Source organism: Paenarthrobacter nitroguajacolicus, assembly GCF_031455195.1.
Taxonomy (GTDB): Bacteria; Actinomycetota; Actinomycetes; order Actinomycetales; family Micrococcaceae; genus Arthrobacter; species Arthrobacter nitroguajacolicus_D.
Map to the genome: position 1 here is coordinate 74,136 of NZ_JAVDSH010000004.1, position 17,436 is coordinate 91,571.

Sequence of the window (17,436 nt, forward strand, 5' to 3'; positions counted from 1 at the left end):
AGTGTGACTCATTTCCCGCGGAAACAGCCTTGTATCCGCGATAGGTGCATTGATGGGATGGTCAGGCTGCGTACGGGTCGGCGATGCCGATGTATTGGGTGGTGCTGTATTCGGCGATGCCTTCGGAGCCGCCTTCGCGGCCGAGTCCGGATTGCTTCACACCGCCGAAGGGCGCTGCGGCGTTGGAGATGACGCCTGCGTTGAAGCCCACCATGCCGAATTCGATCTGTTCGGCCACCCTGAGCAAGCGGTTGAAATCCTTGCTGTAAAGGTAGGACGCCAGACCGTACTCGGAAGCGTTCGCGAGGCGGATCGCGTCTGCCTCATCCACGAAGGTGGTCACTGGCGCGACGGGCCCGAAGATTTCCTGGCGAAGAATGTCCGCATCATTGGGTACGTCTGCCAGCACGGTGGGTGGGTAAAAGTAGCCGGGGCCGTCCACTGGTTTGCCGCCGGTGACGGCGGTAGCCCCGGCGTCGACGGCGGCGCTCACCAAAGCGTGTACGTCATCCCGGGCGCCGCTGTCGATCAGCGGCCCGACCTGGGTGGTGGCCTCGGTGCCTCGGCCGGTCACCAGGGCGCCCATGGCGGCGGCGAACTTGGCCGTGAACTCCGCAGCTACAGAAGAGTGGACCAGGAAGCGGTTCGCCGCGGTGCACGCCTCGCCCATGTTCCGCATTTTCGCGGCCATGGCTCCTTCGACGGCCTTGTCCAGGTCCGCGTCCTCGAACACGATGAACGGGGCGTTCCCGCCAAGTTCCATGGAGGTACGGAGCACGTTTTGCGCGGCGTCGGCCATGAGTCGCCTGCCCACTGGGGTGGACCCGGTGAAAGAGACTTTCCGCAGGCGCGGGTCGGCGAGCAGCGGACCGGAAATCCCCGAAGCGGACGAGGAGGAAACAACGTTCAACACCCCCGGCGGCAGGCCGGCGTCCAGCATGGTCTGGGCGAAGTACTGGGCAGTCAACGGTGTGAGCTTGGCTGGTTTGAGGACCATGGTGCAGCCGGCCGCGACGGCGGGCGCTACCTTGCGGGTCGCCATGGCAAGCGGGAAGTTCCACGGAGTGATGAGCAAGCACGGGCCCACGGGTTTGTGCTGGACCAGGATCTTGTTTTTGCCTTCGGGCGTGGTCAGGTAACGGCCGTAGTCACGGACAGCTTCCTCGGAGAACCAACGCAGGAACTCCGCCCCGTAGGTGACCTCACCGCGAGCCTCCGCCAGGGGCTTGCCCATCTCCAAAGTCATGAGCAGTGCGAAGTCATCAGCGCGTTCAATGACCAGGTCGAAGGCCCGTCGCAGGATCTCGGCGCGCTCGCGCGGTGCGGTTCGAGCCCAGGAAGCCTGGGCGGCGTCGGCGGCGTCGAGGGCCGCCACCGCATCGGCGCTCGTGGCGGATGCCAGCGTGGCCAGCACCTCACCGTTGGAAGGATCGTGGACGTCAAACGTCCCGCCGTCGGACGCGTCCCGCCATTGTCCGCCGATCAGCAAACCAGTGGGAACGGACGCCAGCAAAGACGCTTCATGGGACGACAAATCAACAGGTGAAACAGACATGGGTGTCTCCTAGGAAATGCGCGGACAGGACCCACTTAGTGGGTTGTAGCCGCGAGAAGAGGGGTGAAAGTCAGTAGCTTTCGCGCTCCGCCGTTTTGGAAACGGGAATGAACGTGGACGCGAAGCCCTCAGAAGCGCGGGCCAGCACGGCCACATCGGCCCCGACCAGCACAAAGGAGGCACCGGCGTCGAGGTAGGCCCGTGCGGTGGCCTCGTTGAAGGCGTTCACGCCGGCCGGTTTCCCAGCCGCCTTCGCGGCTTCCAGGCAATGTTCGACGACGGCCCTCACCAAGGGGTTTTCCTGCTGTCCCAGCAGGCCCATGGAAGCTGCAAGATCCGAGGGACCCAGGAAGATTCCGTCTACGCCGTCGACGGCCAGGATCTCCTCCACAGCCGACGCCGCAGCCTCGGATTCGATTTGGACCGTCAGGCTGATGGACTCCGACGCGGATGCCAGATAGTCGGGGACACGGTTCCAACGCGAAGCCCGGGCGAGTGCCGAGCCAACGCCGCGGACACCATGCGGCGGATAGCGGACAGCGGCGACGGCGGACGCGGCCTCGAACGCCGAGTTCACCATGGGAATGAGCAGGTTCTGCACCCCAAGGTCCAGGTATTGCTTGATGACCACTGTGTCGTTGACCGGTGGCCGGACCATGGCCTGCACTGGGTATCCGCTCACGGCGTGGAGCTGGGCCAGGATCGACTCGAGGCCGTTGGGACTGTGCTCGGCGTCGATCAGCACCCAATCCAGTCCGGACCCGGCGCAGATTTCTGCAACCAGCGGACTACCGGAACAGACCCACATACCGGCCAACGGACGACCGGCCTCGGAGAGGGCCGAATAGAAGGTAGGGCTCAGCTGAAGTGACATGTCACAACTCCCAACGGTCCGTAGTCCGCATGAACGGTATCCCCTTTGTACACCCACAAAGGCCTGGTAAACGAGCCCGCCAGGATGATATCTCCGGCCTTCATCGAATCACCGTGCGCGGCAATCTTGTTGGCCAGCCAGTGCACGCCGTTTGCCGGGTGGTCCAGCACTCCAGCAGCGACCCCGGTCTCTTCCACGGTCTGGTTTTTGTACAGGATCGCGGACACCCAGCGGAGGTCGACGGCGTCGGGACGCACCGGCCGTCCGCCCACCACCATCGCACCCATGGCGGCGTTGTCAGAGATGGTGTCCACGATGGTCCGGCCCTCCATCTCGATCCTGGAGTCCAGGATTTCGAGGGCCGGAACCACGTAGTCGGTGGCGTTGAGGACGTCGAAAATGGTGCAGCCGGGCCCCTTGAGGCCCGACTTCAACACGAAGGCCAGCTCCACCTCCACCCGGGGATGGGTGTACTTGTCCCACTCCACGGAGCACCCGGTTTCGAGGACCATGTCATCGAAAATGGCACCGTAGTCCGGTTCGGTGATGCCCGTGGCGGCCTGCATGGCTTTGGACGTGAGGCCGATCTTCCGCCCCACCAACGTGCGTCCGGCTTCCTCGTTCCGCCGCATCCACAACTGCTGAACGGCGTAGGAATCCTCCACCGTCATGTCGGGGTAGCGGGCGGTGAGGCGCGGCACCGGTTTGCGGTTCCGGCCGGCTTCGAGGAGCTCGTCGGCAATGGCTTCGATCGTCTTCGCGTCCAGCATGGTTTAGACCTGCGCTCCCAGCTTGAAGCCCTCCGCCGCAGCTGAAGCGCCTTCGGGGCGGGTGTAGGAGAAGCCGTCGGCGCCCACGGTGACGGCCATTTCGGACTTGTCTTCGCGTTCGATGATGGGCTGTGGGTTGCCGTCGAGGTCTAGGACCAAGGAGGCCTCGGTGTACCAGGAAGGGACCACGGGGTTGCCCCACCAGTCGCGGCGCTGGTTGTCGTGGACGTCCCAGGTGACGGTGGGGTTGTCCGGGTCGCCGGTGTAGTAGTCCTGGGTGTAGATCTCCACGCGGTGGCCGTCCGGGTCCAGGATGTAGAGGTAGAAGGCGTTGGACACGCCGTGGCGTCCGGGGCCGCGTTCGATCCGGTCGCTGATGCGCAGGGCGCCCATCTTGTCGCAGATCTGGATGATGTTGTGCTTCTCGTGGGTGGAGAACGCGATGTGGTGCAGGCGCGGGCCGTTGCCGCCGGTCAGTGCGGTGTCGTGCACGGTCTGCTTGCGGTGCATCCACGCCGCGTACGTGACGCCGTCGGAATCCTTGATGTCCTCGGAGACACGGAAGCCGAGGTCTTCGAGGTACTTGCGGCCGCGGGGAACGTCCGGGGTGACCTGGTTGAAGTGGTCCAGGCGAACCAGTTCACCGGCGGAGTAGAGGTCGTAGCGCTGGGTGAGGCGTTCGACGTGCTCCACGTCGTAGAAGAACTCGTAGGGGAAGCCAAGCGGGTCCTCCACGCGGACGGAGTCGCCGACGCCCTTGGTGAAGCCTTCCTTGCGGCGCTCCACGCGGCAGCCCAGCTCGCGGTAGTAGGCCTCGGCGGCATCGACTTCGGCAGGCGACTTCACGCGGTAGGCGAAGGCAGCGGCTGCGGCAACGGGGCCCTTGCGGAGGACCAGGTTGTGGTGGATGAACTCCTCGAAGGAGCGCAGGTAGATGGTGTTCTCGTCCTCTTCGGTGACGTGCAGGCCGAGGAGGTCCACGTAGAACGCGCGGGACTTCTCAAGGTCCGTGACCACGAGTTCCAGGTAGGCACAGCGGACGATGTCCGGAGCCGGAACTGTGGGAGTGGGGATGGGGCCGGTGAAGGGGTTGCTCATGATGGTCTCTCTTCGTTGAAAGGGGGTATTAAGCGCCGAACTTGGGTGTGTGAACAGCGCCGAGCGTGATGTGCACGGCCTGCTGGTCGGTGTAGAAGTCGATGGAGCGGTAGCCGCCCTCATGACCCAGGCCGGAGGCTTTGACGCCGCCGAACGGGGTGCGAAGGTCGCGGACGTTGTGGCTGTTGAGCCACACCATGCCGGCTTCGACGTTCTGGGAGAAGTTGTGGGCCCGCGTCAGGTTCTGGGTCCAGATGTAGGCCGCCAGGCCGTACTTGGTGTTGTTCGCCAAGGCGAGGGCTTCGTCGTCGTTCTCGAAGGGCGTGATGGCCACGACAGGACCGAAGATTTCCTCCTGGAAGATTCGCGCATCAGGCGCGACGTCGGCAAACACCGTGGGTGCGATGTAGTTGCCTTCGGGCAGGTGGGCAGGACGGCCGCCGCCGGCAAGGAGCTTGCCCTCGGACTTGCCGATCTCCACGTACGATGCCACCTTGTCATAGTGCTCAGGGTGGACGAGCGCGCCCACCTGGGTCTTGGGATCGTGCGGATCGCCCACCACGATGTTCTTGGCGCGGGCGGCGTACTTCTCGCAGAATTCGTCGTAGATGGCGCGTTCAACCAGGATGCGTGAGCCGGCGGTGCAGCGTTCGCCGTTGAGGGAGAACACCCCGAACAGGGCCGAATCAATCGCCGCGTCCAGGTCGGCGTCGGCGAACACGACGCACGGGGACTTGCCGCCGAGCTCCATGGACAGGCCCTTCAGGTTGGCTGCGGCGTTCCGGAAGATGGTCTGGCCTGTGGTGGTCTCGCCGGTGAAGGAAATCAGCGGTACGTCCGGGTGCTTCACGAGCGCGTCGCCGGCTTCTTCGCCAAGGCCGTTGACCAAGTTGAACACGCCGTCGGGCAAGCCGGCATCCTTGAAAATCTGAGCCCACAGCGACGCGGAGAGCGGCGTAAACTCGGCCGGCTTGAGGACCACGGTGTTGCCGGTGGCCAACGCCGGGGCGAGCTTCCAGGACTCCAGCATGAACGGGGTGTTCCACGGGGTGATCAGGCCAGCGACGCCGATCGGCTTGCGGTTTACGTAATTGATCTGGGAACCCGGGACCTTCATGGCGTCGTCGAACTGGGCCACGATCAGGTCGGCGAAGAAGCGGAAGTTCTCGGCAGCTCGCAAAGCCTGGCCCTTGGCCTGGGTGATCGGCAGGCCGGTATCGAATGTCTCCAGCTCCGCTAGCCGGGCTTCCTGGGCTTCGACGGCGTCGGCGATCTTGTTCAGCACGCGGGCACGTTCGCGCGGCTTCATCTTCGGCCACGGACCGTTCACGAACGCTTCGCGGGCGGCGGCGACGGCGAGGTCGATGTCTTCCTTCTGGCCAGCCGCGGCCGTGGCGTAGTTGCCGTTGGATACCGGATCCAGAACGTCGAAAGTCTTCCCGGAGAGGGAGTCAACGAATTCGCCGTTGATGAAGTGCTGGATGTGCGTGGGCAGGTTCTCGGGGATGTAGTGCTTGGTGGTTTCTACTGAGGTCGTCATCGTTGTCTTCCTTTTCTTCCAACGCGGGGTCACTTATGGCCCATTCGAGGTGGGTTTATGGGCCATAAGTGACCCCGCGTTGCTTTTAAGTGGTGGTGGAGAGGTATGCCTCGAGGGTGGCGGCGCGGTGTTGGCGGGCTGCTTTTTCGATGGTGTCGGCGTCGGCTGCGGACTCGATGAGCTGCAGCAGCGCCTCATGTTCACGCACGGATTCCTGGGCGCGGCCGGGGACGAAGCGGAACGTGGAAGAGCGAAGGGACGCCAGCCGGTTCCAGCCCCGGTGGACGAGGTCAAGGATGTGCGGGTTGGGGCAGTGTTCGAACAGGATGCTGTGGAAATCCTGGTTCAGCGTAGTGAAGCGGACAGGGTCGAAGTGCTCCAGGCACTCGCGCATCTCCTCGTTCACTGCACGCGCCCTGGCGATCGCGACGGAATCAATCAGCGGCGCCGACAACGCTGTGGCAGCACCTTCCACGATGCTCAGGGTTTGCATCGTGTACAGGTACTCGGTGGGGTCGATCCCGGACACCGTCGCGCCGACGTTCCGTTCGAACTTCACCAGCCCTTCGGCCTCCAGGCGGCGAATCGCTTCGCGCACCGGAACCACGCTGAAGCCCAGGTCCTCGGCGATCTTCGCGAGCACCAGCCGGTAACCCGGAGTGTAGGTGCCCTCAACGATCCTGGCCTTGACGGCGTCATAGGCCTGCTGGGATTTACTTCCGACGGCGGTTTCAGTCACCGGATGCTCCTTCCGGGCTTTGCTTGGCGGACCAGTCGGCGTAGCGCGCCTGCCATTCCTTGTTCATGGGGTAGAGCCCATCAACGCTGTTGCCTTCCTGGACCATCTGGAAAATGAACGTCTCTTCCTTTTCCTGCTGGATGCAGTCGTCCGCGAGCTCCCCCGCGATGGCTGGCGGGATGACCAGGATCCCATCGGAGTCGGCCACGATGATGTCGCCGGGCTGGACAGTTGCGCCGCCACAGGCGATGGTGATGTCCGTATCCCAGGGAATGTGGCGGCGGCCCAGCACTGCAGGGTGCGGGTTAGCGAAGTATGTGGGCATCTCCAGATCGGCCACGGCGGAGTAGTCGCGGACGCCGCCGTCGGTAATGATCGCCGCGGCACCGCGGACCTGGGCCCGCAGTGCGAGGATGTCCCCAACAGTGCCAGTCCCCTTCTCTCCCCGGGCTTCCATGACCAGGATTTCGCCTTCGTTGACGGAATCGATAGCGCGTTTCTGGGCATTGAACCCGCCGCCGTGGGTCTTGAAGAGATCCTCCCGGTTGGGCACGTAGCGCAGCGTTCGCGCGAGGCCCACGACTTTGCGGTCCGGGCGCGTGGCCTGCAGGCCGTCGATACTCACGTTGTTAAGGCCGCGCTTGCGCAGCTGCGAGGACAAAGTGGCTGTCGCGACGGACTCGAGCTTGGCCTTCAACTCCGGCGTCAGGACATTCCCGGTGCCGGCATCAGCCGCGGCGGGGGCCAGTCCCGCAGCCTCCCGGGAGCCGTACGCCTCTTCGCGCTGGGTGTCATCGGACTTGGGCAGGGCACCAAAGTCCGCGAACGGCGTCGTGCCTTCCGTCACCTTTGTAACCAGGCGTCCGCTCCTGAAGTCACCGCCGGTGACTTCAATCTCGACGACGTCTCCCGGCTGGGCGACCGACGCGCCGGCGGGGGTGCCGGTGAGGATGATGTCGCCTTCTTCGAGGGTGAGCAGCTGGGAGAGGTCCGCGACGAGCTGCGCAAACGGGAAGAGCAGGTCCTCGGTGGTGTCGTCCTGGACGAGGTCGTTGTTGTGCCAGGTCCGGATCCGCAGTGCAGCGGGGTCAACGGCGTCGGCCGGAATCAGCGCGGGACCGACGGGGGTGAAGCCGTCGCCGCCCTTGGACCGGACGTTGGAGCCCTTGTCCGCGTAGCGGAGGTCGTAGACGCCGAGGTCGTTGGACGCGGTAACCCACTCGACGTGGCTCCAGGCATCCTCCAGCCCTACCCGGCGGGCGGACTTGCCGATGATTAGGGCGATCTCGCCCTCGTAACCGAGCAGCTCGCAACCCGCCGGCCGTTCGACAGTGCCGGGGGCGCCGGCTGTGCCAAGCGCCAAGGACGATGAGGGTTTCAGGAAGTAGGAGGGCTGCTGCGGAGTGCGTCCCCGCTGGGCTGCGCGGCTGGGGTAGTTGATGTGGACGGCAATGACTTTGCGCGTCCGCGCCAGCATGTCCTGGTCGACTTCCTGGGTCCGGAACTCCAGCGTCACGGTGCCTCCTCTTCACTGAGCGTTATCAAGTACGAAATCGTATACGATAACTATGGCCCGTGATTCACAGCACGTCAACCCCTTGTCGGGGACCAGCCGAGTTGGCATATGCAGCTACGGGCGAGTGGAAGGGAACGGCCCCTTACATCCTGTCGGTGAGCTCACGTAGGGTACCGGCATGGACATCATCCTGGTACCCGGCTTCTGGTTGGACGCGTCATCCTGGGAGGAAGTGACGCCGCCGCTGGTAGCAGCGGGGCACACGGTTCATCCGCTCACGCTGCCCGGGCTGGAGTCCGTTGACGCCAGCCGTGCGGAAATAGGCCTGCAAACACATATCGACGCCGTCGTCACCACGTTGGACACCCTCGAAGGCAAGGTCGTCCTGGTGGGGCACTCAGGCGGTGGGGCAATCATTCATGGCGCCGCGGATGCCCGCCCGGACCGAGTGGCACGCGCCGTCTACGTGGACAGCGGGCCGCTGGGTGAGGGCGGGGTCATCAATGACGAACTGCCCGAGGACGGCGACGAGATCCCGCTGCCGCCGTGGGAGGCGTTCGAAGACGAAGACCTCGTTGACCTCACCGGCGAGCTGCGCGAGGCCTTCCGTGCCCGCGCGATTCCCCAGCCGAAGGGTGTTGCTTTCGATCAGCAACATCTCAAGGACGTGCGCCGCTATGACGTCCCGGCCACGATCATCGCCTGCGAGTTTCCCTCCTCGCTCCTCCGGGAGTGGATGGAGGCCGGGCACCCGTTCACGGCGGAGCTCGCAAGGATCCGGAACGTGGACTACATCGACCTGCCCACAGGGCACTGGCCACAGTTCACCAGGCCCAGGGAGCTGGCCGATGCAATCCTGTCGTCCGTGGAAGGAACCACTTAGGGGCGGGGTCGCGTATTCGTTGCCGGTCCCTCCGGTGCGGCGCCGCCCTCGTCCGTCCAGTCGCTGCCCGTAGTGTCATCCAACGCGGGATCCGAAATGACGTCCGACTTAACCGTGGGCACCGTCGCAACAGTGGGCTTGGAGCTGGAATCCTGGCCCGACTTTGGGGCGTTGATCCCCGGGAGAAGGGTCTCGGCCTTCTCGAGCAATTTCTTTCCGGCGTCGTAGAGGTTGTCCAGGATGTCCGGCACGGACTCTTGGACGGCCTCAGTAGCCTGGTGAACATTTTGCTGGACTTCGGGGTTGTTCAGCACCTTCTCGGTACCCCCGCGAAGCCGGCGGTACACCTCCGGCCAGGACTTGGATCCCCACACGTAGCCGACAGCCACGCCAACGGCGAACAATGCCTTACCTTTCACAGCAATCACTCCTTCCGAGGTGTTTATCCTTCGACACTAGTCCGGCAGCCCACCCGCTGTCACGCACGCATTCTTCATGTACTCGGTTAGTGAACATTTGCTGAATTGGAAGAAACAACTAATCTCTTATGCCAAGCAGCGGGAAACCGCTCACGGTAACCGCATCACGCCCGAGGACTGAAAACCATGGGACTGGGCGACAGGATTAAAAACAGCACCGAAGAAGCAGCGGGCAAACTGAAGGAAAGACGGGCGACTCGACCGGTGACAGGGAGCTTCCGGCAGAGGGCCGAGGGCTGGCGCCACGCGATGACAAATAGACAGGTTACTTGCTACTTGCCCCGGTAGCAGCTAGCGTTACTGGTGTAGCAGCAAGACCGACCCAATCGGCAGGAGTGCTTTATTGGCCGTCGTTAACAAATTCATCGGGGTTTCGTAACCGTTCCACTCCCCGCATTGAAAAGGGCCTTCAGGGGCCCCATTATGGTGCCTGAACACTGGAACAGGCACCCGATGAACTGAACCTCTTCATAATGTTCATGGAATTTCCATCAACAAGAAAGAAGGAACAAAAATGGGTTTCTTTGGTTTTCTACTGCTCGGTCTTTTGGCCGGCGCTATCGCTAAACTTATTCTTCCCGGCCGCCAGGGTGGCGGCTGGCTGGTAACCCTCCTGCTGGGCGTCGTGGGCGCTCTGCTGGGTGGTTGGATCGGCGGCCTCATCTTCGGCACCGGCCTGCAGGAATTCTTCTCCTTGACCACATGGCTGCTGGCCATCGGCGGATCCATCATCGTCCTGCTGATTTGGGGCCTCGTCACCAACCGCAGGACCCACCATGGCTAACAACCAGAATCGGGACGCCAACGGCGAGGAACTGGACGGCCAGTACGTTGAGGGTGACTACGGCGATGCCGGTGCTTCACCGGAAACCCTGAAGGACGACGCCGGCGGGGACTACACCGAAGGTGACTACGCCGAGAAGACGGTCCCGTCAGCTGACGCCGAGCTTGATGAGCGCAACACGGAGGAGACCCCGAAGGATCGTCCGTTCTCATCCGAGCCGGACGACGAAGCCTCGGGCTCCAGCCGACCGTAACAACTGGACACAGTGAAGAACCCGGAGGACTGCGTTTGCAGCCTCCGGGTTCTTGCGTTTACGGCGTCCTTGCGTATCGGGCTCCAGAAGGGGCCGTGACTCGCTGGGACCTGGCGGGTCAGAGCCCCTTTCCGCCAGTGACCGGTCTGCTGTGTACCCGGGCACACCCTGCCTAAACCTTTGGGGCTAAGTCCGCAAGGTCTTGGACTTCACCATAAGGAAGAGTCCATAAGCGATGAGGCCAACGGCCACTGCGGCCAGAAGGTATGGTCCGTATGGCTGCTCCTTAAGGGCCTTCAGGCTCCCGTCCAGCCCCGTGGATTGCTCGGGCTGGGCCCGCAGCGCGGCGATGACCACCAGGAGCCCCACCAGGAAAAGCGCTATGCCCTTAGCTATGTAGCCCACCACGCCAACACCGGTTTGGAACTTGCGGACGGCCTGGGTGGAGGACAGCGACAGGTCCCGGGTGAACGTTTGCCGGAATCCACGGACCGCGAAAACGATGCCTGTGATGGCGATTCCGGCGCCAACGGCAACCAGCAGGAAAACCCCGAAAGGAGCTTTCAGGAGTGTCAGGGTCCAATCGCTGGTGGATTCCCGGCTGTTCTGGCCCTTGCCCATGACGAAGGAAACAATCGTGGCGGCGAGTGCGGCGAATACCAAGGCCTGGCCAGCTGCTGAGAGCCGCTTGGTGAGCTTATTGTCCGACTTCCTGCGGTACCCCAGGACGGCGTTTCCCAACTGCCAGAGTGCCAACGCTGCACAGGCGGCGAAGCATGCCCAGAGCAGGAACGGTCCGGCAGGTTGGCTGGCCAGGGATGAGACGGCCCCGGAGACGTCGGCTTCACCGGTACGCCCGAATGCCAGTTGCAGGGCGATGGCACCGATGAGCAAATGCAGCAGCCCACTGACGGCAAATCCGGCCCTGGCAACGATTTCGAAGGCACGTGAGTTTGAGGCATCCTCGGCCGCGTCAGCTGCCTTCTTCATCTCCTCTTTGATGACAAGCCTCCTTAGCTATTGCCTGCACTCCATCGTGCCATTCGATCGTTGTCCAGGCCACCGCTTTAACGACGGCGGACAGGCACCTTGGGTGCCTGCCCGCCACAACTCGTTTGCGGGCCTTAGAACCCGACGACCGACTGAGGCCAGATACTCCTCAGGCCCACGCCAAGGGGGTTGAACTGCTCACGGACACTCACCACTGCACGGGCCTGGCCCGGGACCTCTCCTGTGTGACGGGCAGCGTCAGCGGTGCCGGCAAGGGGATCGGACGTGACGAGCGCAGGGCCGGTACTGACAGATATGGCGGTGATCTGGTCAGGCATTTTCGGTGGTCCTTCCTGGAAGTTCCCATCAGCTTTGATTGGCTGATGTTTCAACCATCGGACTGGGCGCTCAAGAACCACGCCGGGTCATCTCAAGATTGGCTCAAGAATTCCGGGGACTGACCGAACCCGCCTGAACGGCGGCTGCTATGCCAATAAACGCTCGATATCGGCGAAGCCCAGCCCCGAAGCGATCGCGAGATCGGGGAGTTGCGCTCCCGCCTCAGCGGCACTTCTCATGGCGCGCAACAGGGTGTCCTCAGCACCGTCCATTTCCCACTGCAGGCTTTCAACCCGGGCCGAGGCTGCCCAGACATCGTCCAGCAACATCGTGCGCCGCGATGGCGCGGACAGGGCGGGAGCACCCTCGTTCGCAGGCCCAGGAAGAGCTCGGTCAGTCGTTTCCGCCCTCAGTGCCACAGTCATAGCGCGCCTTCCTCCATGGGGAAATGTAACTTGATTAGCTAGTTATATGGCAATCTAACTACATGAATCAATCACCGGAAGTCGCTAGTGATGCACGTCACACATTATGAGGCGTGAGGATTCATCACACCGGAACGTCTTATTCATGACGGCGCAAAGGGCGCCGCACCAACGCATAGGAGTGAATGCAATGACTGTCCAGACGCACACCCCCGCAGACGTACCGGCCAAGAACACCGCAGCAGCCACCCAGGCGCCGGTGCTGGATAAGGGCAAGGATGGGCGCGGAGCCACCACAGTCGCCGACGGCGTTGTAGCCAAGATCGCCGGTATTGCCATCCAGGAAATCCCCGGCGTCCACGCCCTCGGCGGCGGCGCAGCCAGGGCCATCGGAAGCCTCCGCGAAAAGGTCGGCCAGAAGGACCTCACGCAAGGTGTCAGCGTTGAGGTTGGACAAACCCAAGTAGCAGTAGACGTCACCCTGGTTGTTGAGTACCCCCACCCGCTCCAGGAAGTGGCTGACAACGCCCGCAACGCCGTTTACACGGCAATCGAGGACCTGGTGGGCATGGAAGTAACCGAAGTAAACATCACGATCACGGACATCCACGTCCCGTCCGAGGATGCGGACGCCGATGATGCCGGGCGTGAGCCGAGGGTCGCATGAGCCCCACCATCACCGGTTTGGCCATAGGCGCGGTCCTGGCTGTTGTTTCGCTGGCCTTCGGGTTCTGGGGCTTGCTGGTGACAGCCCTGTTCATGGCGATAGGGGCGGTGTTGGGCCGCTCCGCCGAGGGAAAGCTTGACCTGCGTGGGGTACTGGATGCCTTGCGGGGCAAGCGCTCCTCCACATGAGCGGGGAAACAGGGATCCAGCCAGCCGGGACAGCTGCGGCCAGGGCAGGCCACACCCGCATCGCCCGGGCCGCGCTCCAAAAGACCGTAGAAGCAATCACGGCCCGTGCTTTTCGGGTGGACGCTCACCAGGTGCGGGCTGAGCTGGAGGACGATGCCGGAAAGCTGGGCGTCAACCTCACAGTGAAGATGGCTCTTCCCCCACTGCTGGCACCGCGGAAAGAAACGGGCGGCACCATCTTCGACCAAGCCCACGCCGTGCGCACCGAACTGGTGGCCCGGGGGCTGGAGCTGACCGGGTTGGAACTTGGCCGCGTGGACATCAGGCTCATGGGAGCCAAGCCCCGGCAATCCAAGGAAAGGAGAGTGGAATGACCCAGGATCGAACCCTCCGCCGGATGATCCGACGCGAAACCCACTCGTCGCGGGCCGTGCCGTCGATCGTGGCGGCAAGCATCCTGCTCCTCGTTTTCCTTTGGTTGGCTGTGGAAGGCGTACTGTGGCTGCTCAACGATCAGCCCCTGCTGGCCAGCCCCGCCCACATCCGTCAATGGCTGGTCGCGCTTCCCGGTGCCACCGTCCCGGCAGGATTGACCGCAGCCGGGGTCGGGCTGGGGATCCTGGGGATCCTGCTGGTGGGCCTGGCCGTGGGCAAGGGGCGCCGGGCCCGGCGCGCCTTGGCCAGCGACCGCACCGCCACTGTGGTGGACGACGACGTGATCGCCGCCGCTGTGTCCAGCAAGTCCCGGATCGCAGCAGGCCTCTCACCGGGGCAGGTGACCACCACCGTCGGCGGACGGTCCGTACGCGTCCAGGTGCGTCCGACGTCGGGCGTTCCCTTGGACCTTGCGTCCATCAAAACAGCGCTCGACGGCGAACTGGCCGCCTACGCGCTCGACCGTCAGGTCACGACGAACATCCGGGTTGCGAACGAAGGAGCGGTAGGACAATGAGACGGACCAATCGGGCGCTTAACCGCATGCTGCTGGCCATCCTCGGCATCATCCTGGTGGGGGCCGGAGCCGCACTCATCGCGGCCGGAACCCTGCCGGGAGTTGCCGACGCGTGGGCCGGCATCGGCGCGAACCTCACGGACCAGATCCGGAATTTGGCCAGCACCGCACCCCTGCCGGAGCCGGCCCGGACCTGGTGGCTGATAGCCGGAATCGTCGTCCTCCTGCTCGGCGCTGGACTCAGCACCGCATGGCTGGCCTCCCAAGGCGGGGGCCGGACGCCGCGCCTGGCTGAGAAATCCGAGGGAGCCGACGGCCGGACCGTGGTGGACGTGGGCCTCATTTCCGCGGCAGTGCAGGAGGCGCTTAGTGGGAACCGGAACGTCCTGGCCACGTCGGTCTCTGCGTGGGAATCGCGGCGTGGAACAGCGTTGCGGCTCCGTATGGAAGCCCGTCACGGAAGCTCGCCGCGGGAGCTTGCCGATACCGCTGAACAGCTGGTCAGGCAGATCGATTCGTGGCTGGGCCATCCCTTGCCTGTACTGGTACGAATCACCAGCGGTGCCCGGACCCGGACGTCCGGTTCCCAGCGCGCAAAGTAAGCCGAGGGGCTTCCGCGCAGACCACCGTGGATAGGGAAGGCAGGAACGTGACTGGTTCACCCGCAGCGCAGCATCAACTGGACCTCGTGCCCGACGCCCTGCTGGCAGGCCGGGCCGCCGACGGCGACACCGCCGCCTTCGAAGCGCTCGCCAGGAGGCACGGGCCGTTGATGCGGGCCACGGCACGACGATTGACCGGCTCGTTGGCAGACGCCGACGACGTCGTCCAGGAAACACTGGTGCAGGCCTGGAAGCAACTGGACAACCTGCGCGACCCTGCAGCGGTCAAGGGCTGGTTGCTCAGGATCGTTGGCAGCCGGAGCATCGATTACCTGCGCAAACGCCGCAACCACGCGGACCTCGATGATGCGGAGAACCTAGTGGACCACCACGCGCGGCCGCGGCCGGAAGACCCCGAAAATAATGCCCTCAGCAGCTCACGAGTGGAGGCCCTGAAAGCCGCACTAGCGGGTCTTCCCGAGGAGCAGCGGCGGTGTTGGGTGCTCAAGGAATTCAATGACCAGAGCTACGAGGAGATCGCGCTGACGTTGAACATCAGCGCGGACAGCGTCCGGGGACGTCTGGCCCGGGCCCGGGTCACCCTCGCGCGCAGGATGGAGGAATGGCGATGAACACACCCCGCGACACCCTCGACTGCGGGCATAGCCTGGCGGAATTGAGTGCCTACCTGGATACGGGGCAGATTGCCGACCCTGCCCACATGGATTCATGCCCCGAATGCCAGGCAGGCCTGGCATCCCTGCGCAACCTCTCGGCTTTGGGCAAAGACCTCCTCAGGTCGGACGTGGCCGATGCAGGTTCCGGCAATGACGACTGGATGCAGTCAATACTTGACAACCTTCAGCTGGAATTGAGGCCAGGTCGTAGCATCCCCCTGCAGTCTGACCATCCGGACGACACCCTGTGGGAAACCGAGGGATCCATCTCGGCACTCATCCGTTCCGTCGTTGACGCCCTACCAGGCACAGCTGCCGGCAAGTGCCGACTGCACGGCGACGTCACCACTCCTGGCGCCGGGATCACCGTGGAGGTAGAGATAGCGGTTGTCTACGGACACTCCATGGAGGAGCGCGCCGGTCAGTTGCGGCAGGAACTTGCCCAGACCTTGGCCACCCACACAGAACTCGCCATCGAAGCCATCAACATCACCGTTACGGATGTACTGGAAGCGCTGGCAACCCCAACCACCCCATCCACCATGGAGGAGCAGCCATGACCGAGCCCCTGGAAGCCGCGGAGTCATCTGCGTCCACCCCTCCCACCGGCCTGGCTGTGGAACTACTGGACGTGGTCCAATCCCTTCCGGGTGTCAGCGCGGTCTACCCGGCACAGCCCCTGTGGCAGTCCATAGCCGGCGCCGCGTTGTCCGCGGTGACAGGAGAAGACCTTGCGCCGATCAGCCTGACGGATACGGCAGAGACTCTGGCCGTCAAAGCACGGATAGGTGTAAACACTCCCCATCCGGCCCCAGCCGTGGCCCGCGAAGTAGCCCAAGCTATCCGGACGCACCTCCTCCCCCGCGCCGCCGTCGTCGAGGTTTACGTGGTGAAAGTGGGCGGTTAGGGTGCCGCCGCTCCCGCAGGTGAGGTGTTCTGGTTCATAATGAACAAACTGAACACAAATGAACGTGATAGGCGGAGTCCTGCATGCTGTCCGAGGATCGTCAACAGCTCATCCTGAAGGAACTCGCCCTCCACGGGTCCCTTAACGCCGGGGAATTCGCCGCCAAGATCGGTACTTCCGGGATGACCATCAGGCGGGACCTGGCGGTCCTCGCCGAGCGGGGACTGCTGGAACGGGTCCACGGGGGTGCGATCTCCAGCGGAGGACAATCCGGCCCCGGCACCTCGAGGTCCACCACTTGGCGTCCCGGCGGCAGGCGCCCGCTGGCGACGATAGGCATGATTGTGCCGTCGGCGTCGTACTACTTCCCGGGCGTGATCCGAGGCGCGGAAGCGGCCGCTCAGGAAGTGGGGGTCCGGCTGGTACTGGGAGTATCAAACTACTCGGGCCCCGAAGAACGCCGGCAGCTGAAGCGGCTCTACGAGCACGGCGTGGACGGCATCCTTGTCACGCCAAGCGGGCAGTCGCTCGCGGGCACGGAAACGCTGGGGCTGCTCGCGGAAGCCGAGGTTCCCGTGGTGGTGGTTGAGCGGTCCATCGACGATGCCCTGGACCACGGCCGCCTGGAATCGGTCCGCAGTGACCATGTCCGCGGCTCGGAAATCGCAGTGAACCACCTCCTGGGACTGGGCCACCACCGCATCGCCATCTGCCTCCGCGAGGACAGCCCCACGGCCCCGCAGCTCATCGATGGCTTCCACTTGGCCTTGCAGCGGGCAGGCCATTCCCGTGACGATTCCCTGGTGCGCAACATGCCGCGCGCGCAAAACGATCCGCAAGCGCACCGGGTCATGGTGGACGGGATCCTGTCCTGGTGTGCCCGGTCGCAGGTCACGGCGGCAATCGTCCACACCGACGAGGACGCCCTCCAGTTCGCCAGCGCCTGCCAGGAAAGGGGAACCCGGATCCCGGAGGACTTCGCAATCATCGCGTACGACGACGAGATTGCGGCGTTGGGGGCAGTACCGCTGACTGCCGTGGCTCCGCCCAAATACGACGTCGGCCACCAGGCCTTGGTGATGTGCTTGAACCGTATCGGAGCCGGTCGTGGAGCCACGTCCGCGCTGCAGCGGGTCAATCTTTCGCCGGCGCTGGTGGTCCGGGACTCGACGCAGGTGTGAGCTCCTGCTTCCTTGGC

Annotated in this window: 23 protein-coding genes; 12 read left to right on the forward strand and 11 right to left on the reverse strand. The window is 64.0% G+C overall.

Annotated features, from left to right (window positions below):
• Window positions 1–61: 61 nt before the first annotated feature.
• From J2Y68_RS09960 to J2Y68_RS09990, 7 genes are all read right to left on the reverse strand, one after another.
• Window positions 62–1,555: an NAD-dependent succinate-semialdehyde dehydrogenase gene (locus tag J2Y68_RS09960; protein WP_309992803.1), complete on the reverse strand. Its 1,494-nt coding sequence runs from the start codon at window positions 1,553–1,555 to the stop codon at window positions 62–64.
• 70 nt (window positions 1,556–1,625) lie between these two features.
• Window positions 1,626–2,429, reverse strand: a complete 804-nt coding sequence (locus tag J2Y68_RS09965) for an HpcH/HpaI aldolase/citrate lyase family protein (protein ID WP_309992805.1) — start codon at window positions 2,427–2,429, stop codon at window positions 1,626–1,628.
• Window positions 2,414–3,199, reverse strand: coding sequence for a 2-oxo-hept-4-ene-1,7-dioate hydratase (gene hpaH, locus J2Y68_RS09970; protein WP_018779811.1), 786 nt, complete (start codon window positions 3,197–3,199; stop codon window positions 2,414–2,416). The genes J2Y68_RS09965 and hpaH overlap by 16 nt, the downstream gene beginning before the upstream one ends.
• A gap of 3 nt (window positions 3,200–3,202) precedes the next feature.
• On the reverse strand, window positions 3,203–4,297 hold the full coding sequence (gene hpaD / locus J2Y68_RS09975; RefSeq protein WP_309992807.1) for a 3,4-dihydroxyphenylacetate 2,3-dioxygenase: 1,095 nt from the start codon (window positions 4,295–4,297) through the stop codon (window positions 3,203–3,205).
• A gap of 28 nt (window positions 4,298–4,325) precedes the next feature.
• The gene (gene hpaE / locus J2Y68_RS09980) at window positions 4,326–5,837 is read right to left on the reverse strand and encodes a 5-carboxymethyl-2-hydroxymuconate semialdehyde dehydrogenase (protein ID WP_309992808.1); all 1,512 of its coding nucleotides are present in this window, start codon (window positions 5,835–5,837) and stop codon (window positions 4,326–4,328) included.
• Window positions 5,838–5,922: 85 nt separating this feature from the next.
• Entirely contained in the window at window positions 5,923–6,576 is a 654-nt protein-coding gene (locus J2Y68_RS09985; protein WP_309992810.1) for a GntR family transcriptional regulator, read from the reverse strand.
• Window positions 6,569–8,092: a fumarylacetoacetate hydrolase family protein gene (locus tag J2Y68_RS09990; RefSeq protein ID WP_309992812.1), complete on the reverse strand. Its 1,524-nt coding sequence runs from the start codon at window positions 8,090–8,092 to the stop codon at window positions 6,569–6,571. Before J2Y68_RS09990 ends, J2Y68_RS09985 begins: the two co-directional genes overlap by 8 nt.
• A gap of 178 nt (window positions 8,093–8,270) precedes the next feature.
• Here J2Y68_RS09990 and J2Y68_RS09995 point away from each other — a divergent pair, with 178 nt between their 5' ends.
• A complete protein-coding gene (locus J2Y68_RS09995; protein ID WP_309992815.1) occupies window positions 8,271–8,975 on the forward strand; it encodes an alpha/beta fold hydrolase in 705 nt (234 codons plus the stop codon).
• Here the strand turns inward: J2Y68_RS09995 and J2Y68_RS10000 are convergent.
• Window positions 8,972–9,394: a hypothetical protein gene (locus J2Y68_RS10000; RefSeq protein WP_309992818.1), complete on the reverse strand. Its 423-nt coding sequence runs from the start codon at window positions 9,392–9,394 to the stop codon at window positions 8,972–8,974. The two genes, J2Y68_RS09995 and J2Y68_RS10000, sit on opposite strands and share 4 nt — an antisense overlap.
• Before the next feature lie 574 nt (window positions 9,395–9,968).
• On the opposite strand from J2Y68_RS10000, the gene J2Y68_RS10005 reads away from it, so the two are divergent.
• Both J2Y68_RS10005 and J2Y68_RS10010 read left to right on the forward strand, forming a co-directional pair.
• Entirely contained in the window at window positions 9,969–10,238 is a 270-nt protein-coding gene (locus J2Y68_RS10005) for a GlsB/YeaQ/YmgE family stress response membrane protein (RefSeq protein WP_309992821.1), read from the forward strand.
• A complete protein-coding gene (locus J2Y68_RS10010; RefSeq protein WP_211710777.1) occupies window positions 10,231–10,491 on the forward strand; it encodes a hypothetical protein in 261 nt (86 codons plus the stop codon). The genes J2Y68_RS10005 and J2Y68_RS10010 overlap by 8 nt, the downstream gene beginning before the upstream one ends.
• A 186-nt stretch (window positions 10,492–10,677) precedes the next feature.
• Here the strand turns inward: J2Y68_RS10010 and J2Y68_RS10015 are convergent, their stop codons facing one another.
• From J2Y68_RS10015 to J2Y68_RS10025, 3 genes are all read right to left on the reverse strand, one after another.
• On the reverse strand, window positions 10,678–11,481 hold the full coding sequence (locus tag J2Y68_RS10015; RefSeq protein WP_309992825.1) for a DUF1206 domain-containing protein: 804 nt from the start codon (window positions 11,479–11,481) through the stop codon (window positions 10,678–10,680).
• A 134-nt stretch (window positions 11,482–11,615) separates the two neighbouring features.
• Window positions 11,616–11,819 carry a hypothetical protein gene (locus tag J2Y68_RS10020; RefSeq protein ID WP_211711779.1) on the reverse strand — a complete coding sequence of 68 codons (204 nt, stop codon included), beginning with the start codon at window positions 11,817–11,819 and terminating at the stop codon, window positions 11,616–11,618.
• Window positions 11,820–11,966: 147 nt separating this feature from the next.
• Entirely contained in the window at window positions 11,967–12,245 is a 279-nt protein-coding gene (locus tag J2Y68_RS10025) for a hypothetical protein (protein ID WP_309992828.1), read from the reverse strand.
• Between the two features lie 190 nt (window positions 12,246–12,435).
• Here J2Y68_RS10025 and J2Y68_RS10030 point away from each other — a divergent pair, with 190 nt between their 5' ends.
• The 9 genes from J2Y68_RS10030 (at window position 12,436) to J2Y68_RS10070 (ending at window position 17,419) form a co-directional block, all read left to right on the forward strand.
• Complete coding sequence (locus tag J2Y68_RS10030) at window positions 12,436–12,912, forward strand: Asp23/Gls24 family envelope stress response protein (protein WP_309992830.1); 477 nt, start codon at window positions 12,436–12,438, stop codon at window positions 12,910–12,912.
• Window positions 12,909–13,100, forward strand: a complete 192-nt coding sequence (locus J2Y68_RS10035; RefSeq protein ID WP_309992833.1) for a DUF2273 domain-containing protein — start codon at window positions 12,909–12,911, stop codon at window positions 13,098–13,100. Before J2Y68_RS10030 ends, J2Y68_RS10035 begins: the two co-directional genes overlap by 4 nt.
• A complete protein-coding gene (locus tag J2Y68_RS10040; protein ID WP_309992835.1) occupies window positions 13,097–13,474 on the forward strand; it encodes a hypothetical protein in 378 nt (125 codons plus the stop codon). The genes J2Y68_RS10035 and J2Y68_RS10040 overlap by 4 nt, the downstream gene beginning before the upstream one ends.
• Window positions 13,471–14,052: an Asp23/Gls24 family envelope stress response protein gene (locus J2Y68_RS10045; protein ID WP_309992838.1), complete on the forward strand. Its 582-nt coding sequence runs from the start codon at window positions 13,471–13,473 to the stop codon at window positions 14,050–14,052. The genes J2Y68_RS10040 and J2Y68_RS10045 overlap by 4 nt, the downstream gene beginning before the upstream one ends.
• Window positions 14,049–14,654 (forward strand): hypothetical protein, encoded by a 606-nt coding sequence (locus J2Y68_RS10050; protein ID WP_309992840.1) that lies wholly within the window; start codon window positions 14,049–14,051, stop codon window positions 14,652–14,654. Before J2Y68_RS10045 ends, J2Y68_RS10050 begins: the two co-directional genes overlap by 4 nt.
• Window positions 14,655–14,701: 47 nt before the next feature.
• Window positions 14,702–15,286, forward strand: a complete 585-nt coding sequence (locus J2Y68_RS10055; RefSeq protein WP_309992843.1) for an RNA polymerase sigma factor — start codon at window positions 14,702–14,704, stop codon at window positions 15,284–15,286.
• Window positions 15,277–15,891 carry an Asp23/Gls24 family envelope stress response protein gene (locus J2Y68_RS10060; protein ID WP_309992845.1) on the forward strand — a complete coding sequence of 205 codons (615 nt, stop codon included), beginning with the start codon at window positions 15,277–15,279 and terminating at the stop codon, window positions 15,889–15,891. The genes J2Y68_RS10055 and J2Y68_RS10060 overlap by 10 nt, the downstream gene beginning before the upstream one ends.
• Window positions 15,888–16,238 (forward strand): hypothetical protein, encoded by a 351-nt coding sequence (locus J2Y68_RS10065; protein ID WP_309992846.1) that lies wholly within the window; start codon window positions 15,888–15,890, stop codon window positions 16,236–16,238. Before J2Y68_RS10060 ends, J2Y68_RS10065 begins: the two co-directional genes overlap by 4 nt.
• Before the next feature lie 83 nt (window positions 16,239–16,321).
• On the forward strand, window positions 16,322–17,419 hold the full coding sequence (locus J2Y68_RS10070) for a substrate-binding domain-containing protein (protein WP_309992847.1): 1,098 nt from the start codon (window positions 16,322–16,324) through the stop codon (window positions 17,417–17,419).
• Window positions 17,420–17,436 lie beyond the last annotated feature (17 nt).

What these genes read in the sequence shown, in the direction of transcription:
- J2Y68_RS10070 (WP_309992847.1), top strand. Translation starts at nt 16,322, where the DNA reads ATGCTGTCCGAGGATCGTCAACAGCTCATCCTGAAGGAACTCGCCCTC.
- J2Y68_RS09960 (WP_309992803.1), bottom strand. Translation starts at nt 1,555, where the DNA reads ATGTCTGTTTCACCTGTTGATTTGTCGTCCCATGAAGCGTCTTTGCTG.
- J2Y68_RS10035 (WP_309992833.1), top strand. Translation starts at nt 12,909, where the DNA reads ATGAGCCCCACCATCACCGGTTTGGCCATAGGCGCGGTCCTGGCTGTT.
- J2Y68_RS10050 (WP_309992840.1), top strand. Translation starts at nt 14,049, where the DNA reads ATGAGACGGACCAATCGGGCGCTTAACCGCATGCTGCTGGCCATCCTC.
- hpaD (WP_309992807.1), bottom strand. Translation starts at nt 4,297, where the DNA reads ATGAGCAACCCCTTCACCGGCCCCATCCCCACTCCCACAGTTCCGGCT.
- J2Y68_RS10010 (WP_211710777.1), top strand. Translation starts at nt 10,231, where the DNA reads ATGGCTAACAACCAGAATCGGGACGCCAACGGCGAGGAACTGGACGGC.
- J2Y68_RS10045 (WP_309992838.1), top strand. Translation starts at nt 13,471, where the DNA reads ATGACCCAGGATCGAACCCTCCGCCGGATGATCCGACGCGAAACCCAC.
- J2Y68_RS10065 (WP_309992846.1), top strand. Translation starts at nt 15,888, where the DNA reads ATGACCGAGCCCCTGGAAGCCGCGGAGTCATCTGCGTCCACCCCTCCC.
- J2Y68_RS10020 (WP_211711779.1), bottom strand. Translation starts at nt 11,819, where the DNA reads ATGCCTGACCAGATCACCGCCATATCTGTCAGTACCGGCCCTGCGCTC.
- J2Y68_RS10015 (WP_309992825.1), bottom strand. Translation starts at nt 11,481, where the DNA reads ATGAAGAAGGCAGCTGACGCGGCCGAGGATGCCTCAAACTCACGTGCC.
- hpaE (WP_309992808.1), bottom strand. Translation starts at nt 5,837, where the DNA reads ATGACGACCTCAGTAGAAACCACCAAGCACTACATCCCCGAGAACCTG.
- J2Y68_RS09995 (WP_309992815.1), top strand. Translation starts at nt 8,271, where the DNA reads ATGGACATCATCCTGGTACCCGGCTTCTGGTTGGACGCGTCATCCTGG.
- hpaH (WP_018779811.1), bottom strand. Translation starts at nt 3,199, where the DNA reads ATGCTGGACGCGAAGACGATCGAAGCCATTGCCGACGAGCTCCTCGAA.
- J2Y68_RS10025 (WP_309992828.1), bottom strand. Translation starts at nt 12,245, where the DNA reads ATGACTGTGGCACTGAGGGCGGAAACGACTGACCGAGCTCTTCCTGGG.
- J2Y68_RS10060 (WP_309992845.1), top strand. Translation starts at nt 15,277, where the DNA reads ATGGCGATGAACACACCCCGCGACACCCTCGACTGCGGGCATAGCCTG.
- J2Y68_RS10030 (WP_309992830.1), top strand. Translation starts at nt 12,436, where the DNA reads ATGACTGTCCAGACGCACACCCCCGCAGACGTACCGGCCAAGAACACC.
- J2Y68_RS09965 (WP_309992805.1), bottom strand. Translation starts at nt 2,429, where the DNA reads ATGTCACTTCAGCTGAGCCCTACCTTCTATTCGGCCCTCTCCGAGGCC.
- J2Y68_RS10040 (WP_309992835.1), top strand. Translation starts at nt 13,097, where the DNA reads ATGAGCGGGGAAACAGGGATCCAGCCAGCCGGGACAGCTGCGGCCAGG.
- J2Y68_RS10005 (WP_309992821.1), top strand. Translation starts at nt 9,969, where the DNA reads ATGGGTTTCTTTGGTTTTCTACTGCTCGGTCTTTTGGCCGGCGCTATC.